Source organism: uncultured Marinobacter sp., from assembly GCF_913055835.1.
Lineage (GTDB): Bacteria > Pseudomonadota > Gammaproteobacteria > Pseudomonadales > Oleiphilaceae > Marinobacter.
In genome coordinates this window covers 21891-38132 of record NZ_CAJXKQ010000028.1, presented here as the reverse complement: position 1 = coordinate 38132, position 16242 = coordinate 21891, and the positions used below count along the sequence as shown (strand labels likewise).

The following is a 16242-nucleotide window of genomic DNA, read 5'->3' as shown; positions in this document are numbered from 1 at the left end:
CTGTCTCACATTATGGATGGCCCTCGAAGGTATGCAACCAAAACGACATAATGTTCATGTTTGATGACACACTGGCATGCAAGCCGTCCGACAATCAGGCTCAGGGGATTTATGACTGCACCACCAGGCGATGAAGAGCTGTCTTCCTGGCAGATTTTCCTGTTGTTCCTCCGGCTCGGGCTGACCTCCTTCGGCGGCCCGGCGGCGCACCTTGGATTCTTTCACGATGAGTTTGTGAAACGTAGGCGATGGCTCTCAGACAGTGCCTACGGAGAAGTCGTGGCCCTGTGCCAGCTGTTGCCCGGGCCTGCTTCCAGCCAGGTGGGCCTGACCATCGGCTTCCTGCGTGGCCATTACACTGGCGCATTTGCGGCATGGCTGGGGTTTACCCTGCCATCAGCACTGATCATGATCAGCTTTGCGCTGGGGTTGAGCGCCTGGCCCGAGGCCAGCAGTGGTGGCTGGATACACGGCCTCAAGCTGTTTGTTGTGGCGGTGGTGGCGCAGGCTGTCTGGCAGATGGGGCGAACCCTGTGCCCGGACCAGCCCAGAATCGCTTTGGCTTTGCTGGTTGCCGTCAGCCTGCTGATGATGGGCGAAACCTGGATGCAGATACTGGCCCTGGCCATTGCCGGGGTCGTTGGTTCTTTTCTGGAGTTAGGGAGCAGTGCGGCGTCTGAACCGCTGCATGTGCCGCTGCAATCCCGGAAACCCGCTCTTTTTGCCGGGGCCTTTCTGATTCTGTTGCTGGTTTCGTTCCTGCCACTGGCGACAGGCAGCCTTGGCTGGATCGGTGCTGAAATGTACCGGGCTGGTGCCCTGGTCTTCGGCGGCGGGCACGTCGTGCTGCCCTGGTTGCAGGAAGGCTTCGTGGCCTCCGGTGCCATGGACGCGGACACTTTCCTGGCTGGTTACGGGGTGGCTCAGGCGGTTCCAGGTCCGCTGTTCACTTTCTCTGGGTTTCTTGGCGGTGCCCAGGGTGGCGTCGTCGGAGGTGTTGTCGCCGTCATCGCAGTTTTCCTGCCCGGAACCCTGCTGGTCTTCGCCGGTCTTCCTTTATGGAGCTGGCTTCGGGAGCATCGTCGTGCCCGCTCAGCATTGGCCGGGGTAAATGCAGGTGTGGTGGGGTTGCTGCTGGCAGCGCTGTATGACCCGGTCTGGACGTCGGCGGTTCATAGTGCAGTGGATCTGGGGCTGGTTTTGATTTTTTGGCTGTGCCTCGCGGTATGGCGGGTTCCGGTCTGGCTCCTGGCGCCGCTGAGTGCGCTGACAGGAGTGATCCTGCTGTCCTGATTAGCGTAAATATAGGCCCGTGTTCCGGAGTCGGCAGACGGGTTGGCAAATCCAGGGGTTTCCAGCCACAATCGAGCCGTTGAAGGCAGATAAATCGAACGCAGAGGTTACCATGACGACATCCTGCAGTATCCCGGGGCTCAACGTACCGCGTAGCCGTTTTCCCGATCCCGAACAGGATCTGCCCGCGGCCGAGGGCGAACAGCGTGTCGTGCTGGCCGGAGGCTGCTTCTGGTGCGTAGAAGCCGTTTTTCTGGCCATTGATGGAGTAACAAGCGTCGAGTCCGGTTACGCCGGCGGCCACGCCAGTTCCGCCAATTACGAGGCCGTATGCTCGGGTACTACCGGCCACGCCGAAGTGGTGGACGTGCACTATGATCCGGCCAAGGTAAGCTTTGGCGAGTTGCTCAAGGTGTTTTTCTCGGTTGCACACGATCCCACCCAGCTGAATCGCCAGGGCAATGACCGGGGCACCCAGTACCGCTCGGCGGTGTTTTACGAGACGGCCGAACAGCGGCGAGTGGCTGAAGCCTACATCCACCAGCTCAATCAGGCGGAGGTATACCCGGATCCGATCGTGACCACGCTGGAGCCGCTGGAAGCATTTTACCCGGCGGAGGAGTATCACCAGAATTTTGCGGCCCGGAATCCCTATCAGCCATACATCATGGCCGTGGCCGCACCGAAAATGGAAAAGCTCGTAGACAGTTATGGTGACCGCCTGAAGCCGGAATTTACAGACAACGACACAGGCAGTACCGCCTGAGGAGGCAGACCATGGGAGTGTCCAATGCAGGCTATGACCTGACGCCATTGACCGAAGCGCAGGTTGAAGAGAAAGCTGCGGATCTGACATCGGAGGAGCGGCGGGTGCTGCTCGACCATGGCACGGAGCATCCGTTCTGCGGAACGCTACTGGATAACAAAAAAGCCGGAGTTTACCACTGCCGGCTTTGCGATCTGCCCCTGTTCAGTTCGGACTCGAAGTTCGACTCGGGAACCGGCTGGCCAAGCTTTTTCCAACCCTTCGATCCGGAACATATCCGGTATATCGAAGACACCAGTCTGGGCATGACCCGCACCGAGATACGCTGCCCACGTTGCGACAGCCATTTGGGCCATGTCTTTCCCGACGGCCCGCCGCCGACCGGGCAGCGTTACTGCCTGAACTCGGTTGCCATGGTGTTTGAGGAAAACGCCTGATAAGTGAAGGGGGCCGCGTGGCCCCCATTCTATTTCTTGCCGCCTGTCACAGTGGCTACATAGTGCGCCACCGCCTGGATCTGTTCCTCGGACAATGACTCATTGAACGCCGGCATGATACCGACCCCGCTGGTTACGGCATTAACCACCTGTTCCTCGCTGGGTTTGAGTTCATCCAGGTCCGGGCCAACGGCGCCAGCGGAACCGGCATCAGCCAGCGTATGGCAGATTGTGCAGGAAGGTTGTGCGTCCTGAGTGAATACCTGTTTTCCTTTCTCGAGGTCGCTGGCCATTGTCAGGGACGACAGACCGATCAGGGTCAGCGCCCCCAGTATTGCAGTTTTTCTCATATTATTGCTTTCCGCAAAGGTAGGAGTCGCCGTGTTCCCGGGTCGGCTCCACCAATGATCAACTGATGGCAACCGTAACTCCGTGGTCGCTCCAGCCATTGTGGCCGTAGCCACGCTCATTCTCGATCCGGCCCTCAGGCTGGGTGTTGCCCTCCACGTCGGTCGCCCGGCTTACAATCCGGTGCTCACCAGCCGATAAATCTGCTGCGAGGACAAAAGGTCGCCAGGCATAGGGGCCGAGGTCCGGTCCCAGGAAACGAGCCTGCTTCCAGGTTTTGCCGCCATCCACGGAAACGTCGACTTTTTCCAGCGCAACGGTGCCACCGAAAGCCACGCCGTAGATCATGTTGCGGCCGGCCCGACCACTTTCCAGTGGAGCGGTTACCCAGGATTTAACGTTCATTTCCCACATGGATGGCTGATCCGGGGCGCCTTTCACACCAACATCACGAATCCGGTAACCGGAGGCCTGGATCTTGGCGTCAGTCTGGTTTTCGGTGAAGGCGACGTTCTTGACGTACTTCACGTTGTTCACGCCGTAGTAACCGGGCACCACCATGCGCAGCGGGCCACCGTGGGTGTGGGTCAAAGGCTCGTCGTTCATTTCCCAGGCCAGCAGGGCGCTTTCCATGGCTCGGGTGGGAACGGAGCGCTCAACGATCACGGTTTTCGGGTCCAGGCCCTCGGGCAGTGTCTCGCCGCCGGTACTGGTGATGTAACGGGCGCCGTCAACAGGGCCGCCAAGGGCCTCCACAACATCTTTCAGCGGTACACCGGTCCACATGATGCAGCCGGCGGCGCCAACGGACCATTGGGTGCCACCTGCGCCGTGTGGGAAAAATGCCCGGCCGTTCCCGGAACATTGCAATACAGACGCAACGGTGGTCACGCCCATCTGCTTCAGGTCACCGACAGTCAGGGTTTGCGGGTTTTTGACGCCCTCGATCCGTACTTCCCAGACATCCGGATTGTCGGTCACCGAGGCCGGCGGCGCAGGCAGGTTGTTGCGCACAAACAAGCGGTCACTGGCGGTAATGACGCCATTGCCGATGGCCCCCCGTTGGGTTTCCATGGTGTTGGTGCTGTGAACAATCAGGGCGTTGCGTTCTTTCCAGGCCGCGTAGTCCGGCAGCGACTTCGGTTCATCGGCTTTGGCCAGGGGTGTAAACCCCAGCACGCTTACCGCCGCCATGGCGCCGGCGCTGCCAAGCAGCAGGGTGCGCCGGGCAGGGTTCTGAAGGCCCGGGTCATTCGGGCCACGCATCAGAGCTGTTTCCTGTTTCATGATCCGTCTCCTTTTTAGGGTTGTCGTCGGACGGTGGGGTGTTCTATCAATTCTTCATGGTTATATCCTTATACCTTATAGATAATGCTTAAAAATTAATCAATGCTTTTGTGCGTTATCCAACGACTTTTTCAGTCGCTATAATTCGCCGCTATTGAAACTCCCGGCAGGGCCGGGAGCTAACCCGGAAAAAAGAGAAGGGTAGCTGTGATGATTCGATTGAAGATGAATCCGCTAACGGAGTCGGCAACGCTTCTTCGGCGGGCGGGTGTGGTTCTTGGCAGTGTCGGACTGACAGCACTCTTCTCACTGCTGGTGTTGCTCCGGGCGCTGTTCGGAAGGTTGAACCGGCCCATCGTTGATAAATACTGTCGGGAGTGGTCGGCGTCGCTGTTGCGCCTGGTTCGTGCCAGTCTGACGGTGCGAGGGCAGGTGCCGGATTTTGGTGATGGCCGGCGCTACATCATCATGTGCACCCATGCCAGCCACTATGACATCCCGGTTACCTTTGTTTCGTTGCCGGGCTCCATCCGCATGCTGGCGAAAAAGGAATTGTTCAGTATTCCGCTGTTGGGGCAGGCCATGCGAGCAGCGGAATTTCCCTCGGTAGACCGCTCCAATCGCCAACGTGCGGTCAGGGATCTGGAAAAAGCCCGGGCGATGATGGAGAGCGGGATCGTACTCTGGGCCGCGCCCGAAGGGACCCGTTCACCGGACGGTAAGCTTCTGCCCTTCAAGAAAGGCTGTTTTCATCTGGCGCTGGATACCGAGGCAGTGATTGTGCCTGTGGCCGTACGGGGCATTCATCGGGTATTACCGGCCCGGACCTGGCAAATCAACCTTGGCCAACCGGTGGACGTTCGGGTGGGTGAGCCGCTGGAAACGGCTGGCAAGACCAAAGCCGACCTGGATGAGGTGATGACCGAGGTACGCGCAAGGCTGACTGAGCTGTTAGGAGACGGTGAAGCCGGTTAGCGCCGGCTCCACACGATTACGGTCGATCAGGCGGTACCGGCGGCCACCACGGTAGACAGCAGATAGCCGGTATAGGCTACGTACACCAGTACGAGGATGCCGCCATCCACCCGGCTTACCAGCTTGCGCCATCCGGTGAGCCCGAAGCCCATCAGGAACAGGCCCACCGTGAGCGCCAGCATCAGCGTCCAGTCCCGGTAAAGCACTTCCGGATCCACCGCCAGAGGTTCAATGGCGGCGGCCAGGCCCACCACCGCCAGGGTATTGAAGATGCCCGATCCCAGAATATTGCCAAGGATGAGGTCGTGCTCGTTCTTTTTAACCGCCGCGAGGGCTGAGGCAAGTTCCGGCAGGGAGGTGCCGATGGCGACGATGGTCAGGCCGATGACCAGATCGCTGACGCCAAGGCTCTGGGCAATGGTGACTGCGCCCCATACCAGCATGCGGGAACTGACAATCAGCAGTACCAGGCCGATTACCAGCCAGATAACCGCGGTTTTGAGGGGCATGGGGTGGGCGATGATTTCAGCATCGGCATCACCGGCCAAGGGGTCGGCCTTGCCTCTCAGGCCCTGGTAAATGGACCAACCCATAACCGCGGCGAAGACCGCCAGCAGGACCCAGCCATCCAGTCGCGAAAGTTCCCCATCGAGCAGTTGGGCGCCGGCAATGAGGGTGAGCACGATTAGCAGCGGAAGCTCTTTACGGATCACCTGTGAGTGAACGGCGATCGGCGCGATAACGGCTGTGAGGCCGACAATAAGGGCAATGTTAGTGATGTTGGAGCCATAGCCGTTACCCAGTGCCAGGCCGGGGTTGCCGTCGGAGGCAGCCATGGCAGAGACCGCTAGTTCCGGTGCTGAAGTGCCGAAACCGATAATTACCATGCCGATCAGGAGGGTGGGCATACCCAGATGTTTGGCGGTCGCTGCAGCGCCCTCCACAAATTTGTCGGCACTCCACACCAGCAGTACCAGGCCGGCGATGATTGCGCCAAATGCCATTAGCATAGAAAGACCTCAGTTAATGAAACGTCCGAGCATGAAAACCCCGGCATAGCCAAGGGTGTAGGCCGCCAGAAGGTGTGCAAGATACCGCATATAGGCCGCAAAGGTCAGCCCCGGGACCTTGCTCATTGCCACGATGCCGGCGGCTGAACCGATCACCAGCAGGGAACCGCCCACACCCACGGCGTAGGTCAGTCCCATCCATTCACCGGGGCTCATATCGATGCCGGCCTTCAGCAGTGCTGCCGTCAGTGGCACGTTGTCGATCACGGCCGAGAAGATACCCATCAGGTAATTGGCGTAGAGCGGTGGAAGGATATCGTAAATGGCCACCAGCGAGTCCAGTGCATGAATCTCCTTGAGCATGCCTACCAGCAGCAGGATGCCCAGGAAGAACAGCAGAGTCTCAAACTCGATGATACGGATGTATTCGAGAATCGGGTCCAGATCAGAGTCATCGCTCATGAATCGCGATACCAGGAACATGATGGAAAGCCCGAACAGAAAGGTCAGAACCGGTGGAATTCCGAACAGGGCGTTGCCGGCGATGGTGCTCAGGATTGTTAACAAAAACAGTCCGCTGATGACCGCGTCAACCCGTCGCACCGGGGTGGTGTTGGAACGAAGTGTCACGGTACCTGTCAGTCCCCGTGAGAGGAAGACGGCAAGGATGAAAACGGTAACCGAGGCCGGGATCGCGAGGGTCAGCAGAGTCAGTATTTCCACCTTGTCCGCGAGGAATATCATCAAGGTGGTGACGTCGCCGGTGATCAGGGAAACGCCGCCTGAGTTGACGGCAAAGACAACCAGAGTGACGAACTGGATGCGCTTTTTCAGCTCCAGATCCAGCGACAGAATCAGCGAGCATGAGACTAAAGTGGCGGTGATATTGTCTGCCAAAGACGAGAAAATGAAACAGAAAAGTCCTGTCAGGAACAATAGCCGCCGCTCGCTCACCTGTTTCGGCATGATCAGGTAAATCACGTTTTCGATCATACCCTTCTTGTTCAGGTAGGCGACGAATGTCATGGCTGCGACCAGAAACAGCCACAGCCCCGCGATTTCGGCAATGCTCTCGGACAGGCCGGCGGAAATGGCAGACGTTTCACCAGCGCTACCGCTGAACAGGAAGAGCAGCATCCAGCTCATGGTGCCAAAGAACAGCGTTACCTTGGCCTTGTTGATGTGGATGAGCTCTTCAAATATGACGCCGAGTAGCGCCAGAACCGCGAGAACAATCAGAAACGCATCAAGGGCAGACATTGGGGAAATCCCGTCCTGGTTATGACAGTAGAGGCCGAAGCCGGCCGGTCAGAATATGCGGGCGGATTTTAGACCTTTGAAACGCAGCAAACCACTGTTCGTAAGTGCACGTATCGGCAAGTGAAAGCAGCGAAAGACCGATAAAGACGCAACGATTGACAATCGCAATTTATTATCCCGTCAAAAATCGGGATAATTGCGCGCAAATTCAGACCGGAAGCAGACGGCGGCGCCGTTTACCTCGCTCCCGACCGGCTTTCGACAGGCCCCCTTGCTGATCGTGAGGAGGCAAAAAGGCTCAACACTAGCTAGGGTGAAAACCAATGGCCGTTAGACAGGCAGACGTAGTGCTGGTCGGCGGTGGCGTCATGAGCGCCACTCTCGGCATGATGCTCAGGCAGCTTGATCCGTCCCTGGACATCGTCATGGTGGAGCGTCTCGACCACGTTGCCCATGAGAGCACAGACGGGTGGAATAACGCAGGTACCGGGCACGCCGGGTACTGTGAGCTTAACTACACTCCCGAAATCGACGATGGCGATGTGACCATCGATCGGGCCCTGCAGATCAACGCCCAGTTCGAGGTGTCCCTGCAGCTCTGGTCCTACCTGGTGGAGCAGGGGATCCTGCCGGAGCCGTCCACCTTTATTAACCGCACGCCGCACCAGAGCTTTGTCTGGGGCGAGAAAGACGTGGCCTTTCTCAAGCGCCGGTACGAGCGCCTGAGCGCCCACCATCTGTTCCGTGACATGGAATACACCGAGTCCCCAAAGGATCTCGAAGAATGGATGCCCCTGATCGTCAATAACCGGGACCCGATGCAGCGCGTTGCCGCAACCCGGATCAAGCATGGCTCGGATGTGGATTTCGGGTCCCTGACCCGCAGCATGGTGGAGTGGCTGGAAACCCAGCCCAATTTCGAGCTGATGCTCAGCTCACCGGTGCACTACATTGATCAGCGGGACAATGGCCGTTGGAAGCTCCGGGTCAAGAACCAGAAGACCGGCGAGTTGACCAAGCTGGAGACCGGCTTCGTGTTCCTGGGCGCCGGTGGTGGTGCCCTGCCACTACTGCAGAAGTCCGGTATCGAGGAAGCCCGGGGCTATGGTGGCTTTCCGGTCAGCGGCCAGTGGCTGGTGTGTGGCAAACCCGACATCGTTCAGCAGCATAACTCCAAGGTGTACGGCAAAGCGCCGATCGGCGCGCCGCCCATGTCGGTTCCACACCTGGACACACGGATTATCAACGGCGAGCCGGCCCTGTTGTTTGGCCCCTTTGCCGGTTTTACCACCCGCTTCCTCAAGCAGGGCTCCATCTTCGACCTGATCGGCTCGGTGAAATCCACCAACCTTAAGCCGATGCTCTCGGTGAGCAAAAGCAACATGGACCTGACCCGCTACCTGATCGGGGAAGTGTTCCAGTCCCACAGCGACCGGGTGGCATCGCTGCGCAACTTCTTCCCGGACGCCATGGAAGAGGACTGGCAGCTGCGCATGGCGGGCCAGCGCGTGCAGATCATCAAGCAGGTTGATGGCGGCGGTGGCAAGCTCGAGTTCGGCACCGAGATCGTCGCGGCCAAGGACGGAACCCTGGCGGCACTGCTTGGCGCCTCGCCCGGAGCCTCCACGGCAGCCAACGCCATGATCAACGTAATCGAGCGCTGCTTCCCGGAAAAGATCAGGACGCCGGAGTGGCAGGAGCGCATGAAAGAGCTGGTACCGTCCTACGGCCAGTCCCTGGTTGAAGACGAAGCACTGCTCACCAAAGTCCGCGAGAGGACCCTGTCGACGCTCAAATTGGGCTGATATTCCTAATCGGTCTAAAAATGCGAAAGGCACTGCCGCTGCTGGATTTAATTCCGGTGAGCGCAGTGCTTTTTGTGTTTCAGAAGAAGACGAAATTTGCGATTTCACAGCTACCGCGTAGGGTTATAAGGCAACCCTTAGGAAAGGAGAGAGCCTGTGAGTGAGCAAAAGTACAATCCTGAGAAAGGGTATATCGCACTGTTGGGCTGGAGCCTGAATGCGGTGGAAGCAGCCGACAAGTTTGATCGTCGGTATGTAGTCGTGGCACCGGACTGGGCGGAAGCCTACTGCGAAGAGCATGACATTCCCTATGTACCCTGGAATTTCGAGCGCCTGAACGACCGTTCCGTAGAGATTGCGCAGACCCTCAAGGAGATGGGCGTTGATGTTGCCATCCCGTTGTTTGAGGAGACTGTCGAGTGGGCCGGTGCCATCAACTCGGTGCTGATGGACAAGCCGCGTTTGTTCGGTCAGGCGATGTTGCTGCGCGACAAGGCGCTGATGAAACGCCGTGCCCAGCTGGGTGGCATCCGCGTGGGTATTTTTGAGGAAGCCCACGACAAGGGCGACGTTATCCGGTTCCTGAAGCGGGTAAACCAGACCCTGCTGAAGCTGGACGGCGACCCCAACGACCCGATTCACCTCAAGGCGTTCGACAAGGCCGGGTGCCTGGGGCACCGGGTTATCCGTACCCCGGACGAAGTGGACACCATCCCGGAAGAAGAGTTTCCGGTGTTGATGGAATCGCACCTGGATGGCTGGGAGTTTGCGGTCGAAGCCTGGATCCATAACGGCAAGATCGCCTTCCTGAATATTTCCGAATATGTGACCCTGGGCTACTCCGTGTTTGTCCCTGCGACTCCAGACCTGGAGAAGTATCGGGACCAGATTCGGGGCGAAATCGAGAAGCTGATCAAGACCTTCGATATCGAGTTCGGGTTTATTCACCCGGAATACTTCGTGACCAGCGACCGGACCATGTACTTTGGCGAGGTGGCCTATCGTCCACCGGGGTTCAAGGTGTTCGAACTGCTGGAGAAAGCCTATGGCTTTAACGCCTATCAGGGGCTGATTCTGGCCTTCGATCCGAAAACCACGGAAGAGGAAATCAAAGCCTTTTTCCCGAAGGAAGTGGTGGATGCGAAGGGCTACGCCGGCTGCTTTGGTGTGTATCCGCGCCGCCGGGTTGTCAGCAAGCTGGAAATCCCGGAGGAGACCGAAAATCACGAGTATTTCGAGTCTCACGAGCTGACACCGCCGCTGGAGGAAACCGTTACCAAGCGGACCGCTTTCGGTACCCACTGGGGGCTGGTGTATTTCTTCGGTGAAGATCCTTACGTCATGCGAGACCTCCTGAAACATCAGGAAGACCTCGATTTCTATGTATAATCAGGAGAAGAATTAACAACGAACGGGTTTGGTGCCAGGCCCTGAGGATTATCGTTTGAGCGATCACCAACCGGGCAGCGCAGCGCCAGCTGTCAATTTCGACAAGCTGGTTCAACGGCTGGATGATGCCATCCAGGCCATGGAAGAGAGCCGGTCCTTTGCCAGGGCCGGCAAGCTTCCGCGCGTACTGGATACCGCCCGCCGGGTCCTGCTGCAGCCTGGTGGCTGCGAGGTTATCGAAGAGCGCGCCGAGCGCCTTGAACTGGCGGGCGTGTTCGCCGGCACGGACTGGGCTGAACCCGGTATTCTTCTCCCCACGCTGACAACCCATTCGCTGCAAAGCCAGAGTGCCGACACCGTGGTCATTGAGGCTTTCAGTGAACTGCGGTTGCTTGCCGTGGCGCGAGGCCACTATCTGCATCCCTCGGTATCGGCCGAACAGGCGCACTACTACCTGACGCAGGTCCTGGCCATCAACCTGGGCCTGTTGTTCGGTATGACCGGTGAAGCCGAGCGGGAGCAGGGCAAGCTCGCGTTGATCAGTCAGGCTGTGGTCCAGTACGTTGCCGATCACATTGGCTACGAGCATGTGATCGACAGCCTGATCGAAGAAATCTGGCGGATTCTTGAGCAACGTCCGATCCAGGTGACGGACGTGCGCCGCATGATCACCCAGATTGCTTTGTGTCGGGCGGATCCACAGGCCGATCTTGGTGGTGCCGGCCGGGGTGCCGACCGACTGATTTCCAGCCTCTATGGGCCCACCCGGGCCTGCAGCGAAGATCCCGGAACCGTGGTGTACCAGCAGCGACTGGAAACCATGGATGCCCAGGCACTGCAGAACGAGGCCACCGGTTTTGCGCGTTCCATGCACGACACCGGACTGGTGTCGCCCTACCACGCTTCGTTCATACGGTTCATTCTGGCAGACCAGGACACCCTGCTCAGCGAGGCCCTGGGCCTGTCCAGCACCGGGCGGGATTGCCTGTTGTGTTACCGGGAGCTGGTGCACACGTTGATTGAGGAAGGCATCTATCCGGAAACGGCCCAGGGTATTTATGGTCTGGCGCTGCTGCTGGAGCGGGGCATTCTCTATCAACCGCCCGTTGCTCCGGCGCTCTGGCGCCAGGCGCGTCTGTCCCTCTGCTCCTACGCCCGCGAACGTCTCGAACTGGCCTATGGCTACCAGCCCCAGCCCGGTGCCTGGCTGATTCAGGGCGTGCTGAACATGCTGGGGCAGCCGCTGGGTGTGGGGCAGGGCAATAACCCCACCTGCCAGTCGGCCCGTGCCCTGTCCATGTGGGCGTACAACGATCCGGACTACCTGTTGCAGATGGTGGCCTGGGCCGCCCGTGATAACGAGATCGTCATGCACTTCGAAGGCCAGCCGGTGTCATCGGCCCGCAGTGTCGGCGGCGTCGCGTCTGAGGTGACCCTCGACCTGGACCCGGTTTCCCTGGTGGTGGTGCCACATCTGGACCGGATTTACGTGGAAATGGGCCGGCTGTGTGTCGGCCGCGAGGGCGACCCCCACAAATGGGTGAACCCGGAATTTCATGGCTGGTCCGCCGGCCGGGGGTTTGCCATTAACGTGGACGTAAGCACTGGCAAGTTGCACGATCTTGAAGGTTTTATCCGCCATTTCTACGCCAGCTATCACCCTTACTACAACGGCAATCAGCCGCTGATTCACCCGCAGCCTGCGGGCATTGCCGTTACCGACAGTGCCGCCCGCTTTATCGGCTGGCACGCCATCACCATTCTCCGGGCGGCACTGGACCCGGATGGTGAGATGCGGATTTACTTCTTCAATCCCAACAACGACAGCGGCCAGAACTGGGGCGACGGGGTCAAGGTCAGTACCTCCGGCAACGGCGAGCGCTTTGGCGAGTCGTCGCTGCCTTTCGAACAGTTCACATCGCGGCTATACATCTTCCACTATGATCCCCTGGAGCGGGGAGAGCCTGCGGAAGTGAACGAAGATGCCCTCCGACGCGTAACAGAGGGTGTGTATCGCAGCTGGGGTCAGGATCGCGTGCCGGCAGATGCCCTTCAGGCGGAGCCGCCCATAACCGATTGATCCCGGAGCCTGCCGATTACCCGGAACCCACCGATCAAGAGGAAGGCCATGGCCAACGAACACTCCCCGGCCCGTAACGGGGCCGAGTTGTTTATCCGCGCGCTGGAAAACGAAGGCGTTGAATACATATTCGCGGTGCCCGGCGAGGAAAATCTCGCCTTCCTTGAGGCCCTGAGGACCTCCAGCATCAAGCTGGTGCTCAATCGTCATGAACAGGCCGCCGGCTTCATGGCCGCCACCTATGGACGCCTGACGGGCCGGGTAGGTGTCTGCTTGTCCACACTCGGGCCTGGTGCCACCAACTTCGTCACCGCAGCCGCCTATGCCGAGCTTGGCGGTATGCCCATGATGATGATCTCGGGCCAGAAGCCCATCAAATCCTCCAAGCAGGGGCTGTTCCAGATTCTGGATGTGGTGGACCTGATGCGTCCGCTCACCAAGTACACCCGGCAGATCACCAATGCCAACACCATTCCCGCCAAGGTGCGGGAAGCGTTCCGCCTGGCCTCCGAGGAGCGTCCGGGTGCGGTGCATCTGGAATTGCCGGAGGACATCGCCGACGAAGTTCCTGAGTCCGACACCCATATCTTCAAGCCCAGTGATGCCCGCCGCCCCTCAGCCAGCCCGAAAAGTCTGGAGATGGCCTGCGAAATGCTGCGCGAGGCCCGACACCCGCTGATCATGATCGGCGCCGGCGCCAACCGGAAACGGGTCTCCCAGGCGCTGCTGCATCTGGTGAATGTGACCGGCATTCCGTTCTTTACCACCCAGATGGGCAAGGGCGTGGTAGATGAACGGCACCCCCGTTATCTGGGCAATGCTGCGCTCTCGGCCGGGGACTTCGTGCACTGTGCAATCGACCGTGCCGATCTGGTGATCAACGTGGGCCATGATGTGGTGGAAAAGCCCCCCTTCTTCATGACCCCGGGCGGCAAGAAGGTCATTCATGTGAACTTCAGTGCTGCCGATGTCGACCCGGTGTACTTCCCCCAGCACGAGGTGGTGGGAGATATCGCCAACAGCGTGGAATACATGGCCGAGAACTGTGGCCAATGTGCCAACCACGATTTCACCCGCCTGATGGAGGTGAAGGAGGCAGTGGACGCCCACCTGCAGGAGCGGGCCGAGGACAACCGCTTCCCGGTGATTCCCCAGCGCATCGTTCACGATGTGCGCCAGGTGATGCCCGAAGACGGCATCATCACGCTCGACAACGGCATGTACAAACTCTGGTTTGCCCGCAATTACCCGGCCTACGACAACAACACCGTGCTGCTCGACAACGCACTGGCTTCCATGGGCGCGGGCCTGCCCAGCGGGATGATGGCCTCCATGCTGTATCCGGATCTCAAGGTAATGGCGGTCTGTGGCGACGGCGGCTTCATGATGAACAGCCAGGAACTGGAAACCGCGGTGCGCCTGAACCTCAACCTCGTGGTGTTGATTATCAACGACAGCGCCTACGGCATGATCAAGTGGAAGCAGGGCCAGGAAGGCTACAGCGATTTCGGGCTGGACTATCGCAACCCGGACTTTGTCACCTATGCCGAATCCTACGGTGCCAAAGGGCATCGGGTGAACCGCACGGAAGACCTTCGGCCAACACTGGAAAACGCCCTGGCAGAAGGCGGCGTCCATCTGGTCGAGGTACCAGTGGATTACAGCGAGAATCGTCGGGTATTTGATGAGGAGCTGGCGGAACTGACCTGCAGGCTGTAACGGGTGTATCATGCTCTGCGGATATTGAACCCGAGGTAGCTACAGAAATGATCCGTTTCCTGACCCGTGGCCTGATTGCCGCCCTGACCCTGACCATGCTCGCCGGTTGCAGCAACCCCGAGACACCCCAGGAAGTGGCGGCTGCCTTCTGGCAGGCCATGGCCGAGAATGATGCCGACGACGTCATGGAGTATTCCACCCTGGCGGACACCGCCGCGTTCGATGGTTACCAGCGGAGCTGGACCGATGCCGTGCCATCGTTCGGGCGGGTGATCATTGAAGACCGTGAAGCCACCATCGTAACCCGCCTGCCGGCCGAGGCGGGTACCGAAGGCGAGCGGCTGGAGTTGGTGACTTACCTCGTGCGCCTCCAGGAACAATGGCTGGTGGATTACGACCGCACCGGCGAGGCCATCCTCAATCCCTCACCATTCAACAGCATCATGGGCGAGCTCAGCCGGCTTGGCGAGGAGCTCAGCGCCCGCTTTTCTTCATCGTCGGACGAGTTTGAGCAGGAGATGGAGCAGCTGGCACGGGACCTGGAAGCCTACTCCGAGGAAATGGGCCGGCAGGCAGAGAGCGCCATGGACGAGTTCGGTAAAAAGCTGCAGGAAGCCATGCGGGAGCTTGAGCGCTCGGTGGAAGAAGCCCTGGAAGATAACGAGCCGACGCCCGAGGACGACCGGGTGATTCTGGAGCAGGCTGCCCGGGATCTGGATCGCCAGGCCGATGAGCTGAGCGAGCCGACCATGGAATCCCTCGCTAACGCCAGCCGCACCGTGGCGGAAACCGGCGAACGCTTCACCCGCCTGAGCGAGGACACCCTGAACCGTTATCGGGATGAATGGCAGCAGAAGCTGGCTGAGATGCGCGCCGACGCGGACGAATTCATCGAGCAACTCAGGCCTTAACGGGCCTGCTCTGCGCCTCTGAGCATGGCCTGAAGCAACTCCTCGGCATCGAACTTGGTCAGCGCCTCGTTGGCGCCAACCTGATTGGCATAGCTCAGGCTCATCTCACTGTTCAGGGATGTGTGCAGAATGATGTAGGGTTGCTTCAGCGCTGAATTGTCCCGCACATTGAACGCCAACTCGTACCCATCCAGTCCCGGCATCTCGATATCGCTGACCAGAATGTCCGTGGGCCGGCCCAGTTCGTGGTCCCTCAGCAGGATTTGCAGGGCATCGTCGCCATTGGATGTCACCTGGTAGGGGATGTCCTTGCTGTCCAGCACATCCGAGAGCTGCTTCCGGGCAACCTGGGAATCGTCCACCATGAGAATGTTCAGGGACTTGAGCGTCTCACTCTGCACATCCGTGAGAACCACCTCCTGGGTATCCAGGGATTCCGGGTACACCTTGGCCAGCAGCAACTCCACATCCAGCAACTGGATGATATCCCCCTCCACGTCCAGCAGGCCGGTGATAAAGGCCTTGTTGCCCAGCGCCTTGGGCGGCGGCATCACTTCCTTCCAGTCGGTTTCGATAATCTGCTGAACGCTGCGCACCAGAAAACCGATTTCCTGGCGCTGAATGTCCGTGACAATAATCGAGGCTTTTTCCTGCTCTTCCCGGGTCAGCGGTGGGTAGCCCACGGCCGCAGCCATATCAATGACCGGAACGGCGGAACCCCGGAAGGTAGCCGTACCAATAACGGCATGATGGCTGTGGGGCAGCTTTGTCAGCCGCATGAAAGGCAGGATTTCCCGGATCTTCAGGGTTCCAATTCCGAACAGACGCTCGCCGGAAAGCCGGAACAGCAAGAGTTTCTGGGTCTGCTTCGCTTTGCTGGACATAAAACCGGGTCCTTTCAACTGCAAAAGCCCCTGTCGCAGGAGCTTTTTCAAGAAGTTGGTTCAAGAGGCTGTTTGCCT

General features: G+C 59.2%; 14 protein-coding genes. 9 read left to right on the top strand and 5 right to left on the bottom strand.

Going from position 1 to position 16242, the window contains the following annotated elements; genetic code table 11:
* The first annotated feature begins 111 nt into the window (after window positions 1–111).
* The 3 genes from chrA (at window position 112) to msrB (ending at window position 2496) form a co-directional block, all read left to right on the top strand.
* Window positions 112–1293: a chromate efflux transporter gene (chrA, locus tag QZ534_RS14350; RefSeq protein WP_296935228.1), complete on the top strand. Its 1182-nt coding sequence runs from the start codon at window positions 112–114 to the stop codon at window positions 1291–1293.
* 112 nt (window positions 1294–1405) lie between these two features.
* On the top strand, window positions 1406–2059 hold the full coding sequence (gene msrA / locus QZ534_RS14345) for a peptide-methionine (S)-S-oxide reductase MsrA (protein ID WP_296935227.1): 654 nt from the start codon (window positions 1406–1408) through the stop codon (window positions 2057–2059).
* Between the two features lie 11 nt (window positions 2060–2070).
* Window positions 2071–2496 (top strand): peptide-methionine (R)-S-oxide reductase MsrB, encoded by a 426-nt coding sequence (msrB, locus tag QZ534_RS14340; RefSeq protein WP_296935226.1) that lies wholly within the window; start codon window positions 2071–2073, stop codon window positions 2494–2496.
* A gap of 29 nt (window positions 2497–2525) precedes the next feature.
* Here the strand turns inward: msrB and QZ534_RS14335 are convergent, their stop codons facing one another.
* Together QZ534_RS14335 and QZ534_RS14330 are read right to left on the bottom strand one after the other, a co-directional pair.
* Window positions 2526–2846, bottom strand: coding sequence for a cytochrome c (locus QZ534_RS14335; RefSeq protein ID WP_296935225.1), 321 nt, complete (start codon window positions 2844–2846; stop codon window positions 2526–2528).
* 58 nt (window positions 2847–2904) lie between these two features.
* Complete coding sequence (locus QZ534_RS14330; protein WP_296935224.1) at window positions 2905–4131, bottom strand: sulfite oxidase; 1227 nt, start codon at window positions 4129–4131, stop codon at window positions 2905–2907.
* A 210-nt stretch (window positions 4132–4341) separates the two neighbouring features.
* Between QZ534_RS14330 and QZ534_RS14325 the strand changes: the two genes are divergently transcribed.
* Entirely contained in the window at window positions 4342–5106 is a 765-nt protein-coding gene (locus QZ534_RS14325) for a 1-acyl-sn-glycerol-3-phosphate acyltransferase (protein WP_296935223.1), read from the top strand.
* A 26-nt stretch (window positions 5107–5132) separates the two neighbouring features.
* Here QZ534_RS14325 and QZ534_RS14320 read toward each other — a convergent pair whose 3' ends face one another.
* Window positions 5133–6116 (bottom strand): calcium/sodium antiporter, encoded by a 984-nt coding sequence (locus QZ534_RS14320; protein ID WP_296935222.1) that lies wholly within the window; start codon window positions 6114–6116, stop codon window positions 5133–5135.
* A 9-nt stretch (window positions 6117–6125) separates the two neighbouring features.
* The gene (gene nhaD, locus QZ534_RS14315; RefSeq protein WP_296935221.1) at window positions 6126–7376 is read right to left on the bottom strand and encodes a sodium:proton antiporter NhaD; all 1251 of its coding nucleotides are present in this window, start codon (window positions 7374–7376) and stop codon (window positions 6126–6128) included.
* Between the two features lie 323 nt (window positions 7377–7699).
* Here nhaD and mqo point away from each other — a divergent pair, with 323 nt between their 5' ends.
* From mqo to QZ534_RS14290, 5 genes are all read left to right on the top strand, one after another.
* Window positions 7700–9181, top strand: coding sequence for a malate dehydrogenase (quinone) (mqo, locus tag QZ534_RS14310; RefSeq protein ID WP_296935220.1), 1482 nt, complete (start codon window positions 7700–7702; stop codon window positions 9179–9181).
* 156 nt (window positions 9182–9337) lie between these two features.
* Window positions 9338–10570, top strand: coding sequence for a carboxylate--amine ligase (locus QZ534_RS14305; RefSeq protein WP_296935219.1), 1233 nt, complete (start codon window positions 9338–9340; stop codon window positions 10568–10570).
* Window positions 10571–10625: 55 nt separating this feature from the next.
* Window positions 10626–12650: a hypothetical protein gene (locus tag QZ534_RS14300; protein ID WP_296935218.1), complete on the top strand. Its 2025-nt coding sequence runs from the start codon at window positions 10626–10628 to the stop codon at window positions 12648–12650.
* 48 nt (window positions 12651–12698) lie between these two features.
* Complete coding sequence (locus tag QZ534_RS14295) at window positions 12699–14369, top strand: acetolactate synthase large subunit (protein ID WP_296935217.1); 1671 nt, start codon at window positions 12699–12701, stop codon at window positions 14367–14369.
* A 47-nt stretch (window positions 14370–14416) separates the two neighbouring features.
* Window positions 14417–15280, top strand: a complete 864-nt coding sequence (locus tag QZ534_RS14290) for a hypothetical protein (RefSeq protein ID WP_296935216.1) — start codon at window positions 14417–14419, stop codon at window positions 15278–15280.
* On the opposite strand, the gene QZ534_RS14285 is transcribed toward QZ534_RS14290, so the two are convergent.
* On the bottom strand, window positions 15277–16164 hold the full coding sequence (locus QZ534_RS14285) for a chemotaxis protein (protein ID WP_296935215.1): 888 nt from the start codon (window positions 16162–16164) through the stop codon (window positions 15277–15279). The genes QZ534_RS14290 and QZ534_RS14285 overlap by 4 nt on opposite strands.
* Window positions 16165–16242 lie beyond the last annotated feature (78 nt).